This window comes from Stenotrophomonas sp. (assembly GCF_036662295.1).
Classification (GTDB): Bacteria; Pseudomonadota; Gammaproteobacteria; order Xanthomonadales; family Xanthomonadaceae; genus Stenotrophomonas.
The window spans coordinates 1-3,953 of the sequence record NZ_JAVWXA010000180.1 but is presented as its reverse complement, the minus strand read 5'-3'; the positions used below and the strand labels follow the sequence as shown (position 1 = coordinate 3,953).

At 70.1% G+C, this 3,953-nt stretch carries 5 protein-coding genes and 1 pseudogene; 1 reads left to right on the top strand and 5 read right to left on the bottom strand.

Annotated elements, in window-relative coordinates; genetic code table 11:
- From RSA25_RS19165 to RSA25_RS19145, 5 genes and pseudogenes are all read right to left on the bottom strand, one after another.
- A pseudogene (locus RSA25_RS19165) lies at positions 1-118 on the bottom strand (magnesium/cobalt efflux protein); the annotation flags it as partial.
- Between the two features lie 91 nt (positions 119-209).
- Complete coding sequence (locus RSA25_RS19160) at positions 210-791, bottom strand: hypothetical protein (protein WP_332810417.1); 582 nt, start codon at positions 789-791, stop codon at positions 210-212.
- A gap of 30 nt (positions 792-821) precedes the next feature.
- The gene (gene ybeY / locus RSA25_RS19155; protein ID WP_332810416.1) at positions 822-1,307 is read right to left on the bottom strand and encodes an rRNA maturation RNase YbeY; all 486 of its coding nucleotides are present in this window, start codon (positions 1,305-1,307) and stop codon (positions 822-824) included.
- Positions 1,308-1,363: 56 nt separating this feature from the next.
- Positions 1,364-2,227 (bottom strand): hypothetical protein, encoded by an 864-nt coding sequence (locus RSA25_RS19150; RefSeq protein WP_332810415.1) that lies wholly within the window; start codon positions 2,225-2,227, stop codon positions 1,364-1,366.
- A gap of 96 nt (positions 2,228-2,323) precedes the next feature.
- On the bottom strand, positions 2,324-3,307 hold the full coding sequence (locus RSA25_RS19145; protein WP_332810414.1) for a PhoH family protein: 984 nt from the start codon (positions 3,305-3,307) through the stop codon (positions 2,324-2,326).
- 173 nt (positions 3,308-3,480) lie between these two features.
- Here RSA25_RS19145 and RSA25_RS19140 point away from each other — a divergent pair.
- Positions 3,481-3,953, top strand: a 473-nt coding sequence (locus RSA25_RS19140) for a biotin/lipoyl-binding protein (protein ID WP_332810413.1), incomplete at its 3' end; no start/stop codon positions are given.

Genomic DNA, 3,953 nt, shown 5'->3' with positions numbered 1-3,953 from the left:
CCACCAGCTCGTCGCGGGTGTGGGGTTCGCCGGAGAAGGCAGAGGTCAGGCGTTCGAGCCAGCTGCGCTTCTTTTCGTTTTGCTCCAGGCTGGAGCCACTACTGTCGTCTTCAGACATCTCTTGAAAAAAAGGCACCCGGCGAACCGGGCGTTGGATTCAGTCTAGCAGGATGCGCGGCCCTGTCAGCGCCCCTTGGCCGGGCCAGGGCTCACGCCCCGGTCGGGGCCGGCGGGGCAGCCGGGGAAGGGGCCGTGGCGGGGGCCGGCGCCTCCTCCTCCGGCGGCAGGTCCAGGCTGTAGGTGCAGCCGGCCAGGGTCTTGCCGGGGTGGGTCTTGACCGTGGACAGGCTCAGGATCACCGATTCGATCATCGGTTCGCCGGTGCGCGGGTCGGTGACATCGCGGCTGACCAGCTCGCGCCCGGCCATGAACTTGTCCGGGTTGTCCACGCCGTCTTCCAGGGCCAGGCGCCTGGCCAGCGGGCGCGGATCGGCCAGGTCCAGGATGGCCATGATGCTGGCCCCGGCCACCGCCACGTACTCGGTGCGCTGGCCGAACACGGTCAGCGGGGTGGCCAGGCGGTACTCGCTCATGAACTGGTTGGACTGGGGCAGTGGCTGCAGGCCGGCGGCCACCGCCTTGAGCGGGTCGGCCACCAGCGGGGCCACGGCGGCGTAGTCGGCCAGGCCCTGGCGGCACTCGATCAACGCGGCCACGTCCAGCGGGGCGGCCGGGGCCGTGGCGGGCAGCAGGGCCAGCAGGGCCAGGCAGAGGGGCTTCAATGCAGTCATCGCAGGTCCGTGGGGCACCGCCGGGGCGGTTCAGCGTTCGTTGGCGTAGGGGTCGTCGATGCCGAGGTCGGCCAGGATGTCGCGCTCCAGCTGCTCCATCGCCTCGGCTTCCTTGTCGTCCTCGTGGTCCCAGCCGAGCAGGTGCAGCACCCCGTGCACGGTGAGGTGCGCGTAGTGCGCATTGAGCGCCTTGGCCTGTTCATCGGCCTCGCTGGCCACCACCGGGGCGCAGATCACCAGGTCGCCCAGCAGCGGGAACTTCACGCCCTTGGGCAGGCCCTCGGGCACCTCGGCCGGGAAGCTCAACACGTTGGTGGCGTAGTCCTTGCCGCGGTAATGCCGGTTCAGCGACTGGCCCTCCTTGGCATCGACCAGGCGGATGGCCAGGTCGGCTTCGCGGATGCGGCCCTTCAAGGCGGCCGCCACCCACTTGCGGAAGCTCACCGCCGAGGGCAGCCCGGCGCGGGGCAGGGCGTAGCTCACGGCTACATCGAGGCGGACGGGGCCCTTGGTCATGGCGATACCGGCAATTCAGAACACTCAGGAGGCCACAGTATCGCGCGTGCGGCGCTTCACTGCGACTTCCAGTCGTCGGCGTCGTAGTCGATCCGGATCACCACGTTGCCGGGTGCGTCCGGATCCACGCGTGCTGCACTGGCGCTGCCGTGGCAGTTGTAGCCCTGCACGATGGCCATCTGCCTGGCCAGCTGGATCGCCCCCTGCGCCGGTTCCGCACTGGGGTCCACGTAGATCGTGCCGCCGGCGCAACCGCCGATGTTGGCCACCTGCGCGGCCGGCACCAGGCGCCGCGCGGCACGATCGGCCAGGGTGTCGAACGCCTCGCGCGACATGCTGGCCTGGTCGGCGGTGATGCGCAGCTTCACGTAATACAGCTGCTTGTAGAACAGGTAGGCGCTGGAGTGCACCGGCTGGTCGTTGGCCACGTGGTGCATGGCCAGCCGCAGGCGCCTGCCGTTGAGCTGCCCGGCCTGGGCGATGGCCGCGATCACGGCGGTGTCCACCGCGTTGCTGCCCTTGCCGGGCGCGGCGGGATTGAGCACGAACGGGGTTTCATCCAGCTCCTGCAGGCCGGTGTAGATGCCGGCGGCCTCGGCCTGCTTCAGCTCGGCGTGCAGCGAGCGCATGCCCGCGTCCACCGCTTCGGCCGGTTCCATGCGCCCGGTGGGGTAAACGAACACGGTTGCCGTGGCCTGCGGTGACACCCGGCTGCGATAGCCGAAGCTGGCCCCGGCCAGCTTGTTGGTCGGATCGTAGTAATTGCGTTCCAGCGCGAAATCGTCCACCGCCCTGGGCGCGGTCACGTAGCTGGTTTCTATGTACGCCCGCTCGGGTTCGGCCGGCTTGGCCTTGGCCAGGGCAACCCCCGGCGCGAACGCGACCAGGCACAGCGACAGCAGCAGCGTGGAACGGACCATGGCACTTCCTTTGTGCGGTTCAGGTGCCGGCAGTGTACGCCGCGTCCGCGCCTGGTTTCACCTGGTGCCGCGTGTGGCGGTCGCCGGGGGCCGGCGTCATTCGGCGCCCGGCTTGAGCTGCTGCAGGTCGCGCCGGTCGTAGGCGCTGACGATGCGTGCCACCAGCGGATGGCGGACCACGTCGCGGGCTTCGAAGAAGGTGAAGCTCACCCCGTCCACGTCGCGCAGCACGTCGATCGCGTCGCGCAGGCCGGATTTGACGTGCTTGGGCAGGTCGGTCTGGGTCAGGTCGCCGGTCACCACCGCCGTCGAGCCAAACCCCAGCCGGGTCAGGAACATCTTCATCTGCTCCACGGTGGTGTTCTGCGCCTCGTCCAGGATCACGTAGGCATCGTTGAGCGTGCGTCCGCGCATGTAGGCCAGCGGCGCGATCTCGATGACGTTCTTCTCCAGCAGCTTGAGCACCTTTTCCACGCCCAGCATTTCATACAGCGCGTCGTACAGCGGGCGCAGGTAGGGGTCCACCTTCTGGCTCAGGTCGCCGGGCAGGAAGCCCAGCTTCTCGCCGGCCTCCACCGCCGGGCGCACCAGGATCAGGCGCTGCACGCGCGACTCGTTCAGGGCCTCCACCGCGCTGGCCACGGCCAGGAAGGTCTTGCCGGTGCCGGCCGGGCCGATGCCGAAGTTGATGTCGTGGGAGACGATCTGGTGCAGGTAACGGGCCTGGTTGGCGCCTCGCCCGCGCACGGTGCCGCGCTTGACCTTGATGGTCACGTCCTGCGCCTCGTAGGCGCGCTCCACCACGTGGTCCAGGTTGGCCTGGTTCAGGCGCAGGTGGATGGCGTGGTTGTCGAATACCACCTCGGCCGCTTCCTGGTACAGCGCCTCGATCAGCAGCTGGGCTTCTTCGGCGACCCGCCGCGGGCCGGTCACGCGGAACACCGCGCCGCGGTTGGCGATCTCCACGCCAAGCTTCAGTTCGATCTGGCGCAGGTGTTCGTCGAAGGGGCCGGCCAGGTTGGCCAGGCGCTCGGTGTCTTCCGGGACAAGCGTGAAATCGCGTTGGGACAGTGCCGTCATTGCCGGGGGCGGCCGCAGGTCGCAACGACCCGGCCGCGGAATGGGGAAAGGAAACACAGGGTAGCGCGCGGGTAGGGCCGCCGCCAGCGGCGGAAACGGCCGGCCGATGCGCTTACCCGGCCTTCACGGCACGGTGCGCAAGGTACCCGGGCATCCCCTGCGGAGGCTGTCCGATGACCACGCGCGCGCCCGTCTCCCGTTGCCGGCTTGGGCTGGCGGCCGTGGTATTGCTGCTGGGCGCGTGCACCGATCGCGCGCCGGCCGCGCTGGGCACGCTGGAGTGGGACCGCATCAGCGTGCCGGCACCCGCAGCGGAAACCATCGTCGCCGTGCAGGTCCGCGAAGGCCAGCGCGTGCGCGCCGGCACCTCGCTGCTGCAACTGGAGCCTACCCGCACCGCCGCGCAGTTGCAGGCGTTGCAGGCGCAGTCGCAGCAGGCCGGCGAGGCCTTGCTGGAGCTGCGCAACGGCCCGCGCCGCGAAGACATCGCCCAGGCCCAGGCCAACCTGGCCGCCGCCCGCGCGCAGGCGGCCGACGCCTCGGCCTACTACGCGCGCCTGCAGCCGCTGGGGCGGCAACGGCTGGTGGCCGTCGCCGACGTGGACCGTGCGCGCGCGGCGGCCGGCAACGCGCAGGGCGTGGTGCG